A 394-nucleotide genomic window follows, 5' to 3' on the forward strand; every position below is an offset into this window, starting at 1 on the left:
CGGGAACAGGTCGGTCAGATAGTCTCGCAGCACGTTGCCGGTGATGGTGACGCAATCCTTGCCCGCGCGCATGGTTTCGAAACTGTAGCGCGTCGCGGCGCGGGGATCGAGGATCGGGATCTCCACCCCCGCCGCGGCCAGCGCAGGCTTCACATAGGCGATCAGTTCGCGGTCATGGGCGCGGTTGGCATCGAGCCAAAAGGCCCCTGCCCCGGTCGCCTTGAAGCGCGCGATGCCAAGCTGGATCCAGTCGAGGATCGGCGCCTTTTTCGCCGTGGCCGAGCGCCAGATGTCGCCCTTTTCCACCGCATGCTCGTGCAGCACCTCGCCCGAGGCCAGCACGATGCGCACCACGCCATCGGCGGGCAACTCGAAGGTCGTGCCGTGGCTGCCG

General features: G+C 67.0%; 1 protein-coding gene. It reads right to left on the reverse strand.

Annotation, left to right across the window (positions count from 1 at the left end):
* A partial coding sequence (locus tag B3E43_RS01355) for an NADP-dependent isocitrate dehydrogenase (protein ID WP_414631333.1) occupies positions 1 to 369 on the reverse strand: 369 nt, incomplete at its 3' end.
* Positions 370 to 394 lie beyond the last annotated feature (25 nt).

It is taken from the genome of Brevundimonas sp. UBA2416 (genome assembly GCF_002343105.1).
Taxonomy (GTDB): Bacteria; Pseudomonadota; Alphaproteobacteria; order Caulobacterales; family Caulobacteraceae; genus Brevundimonas.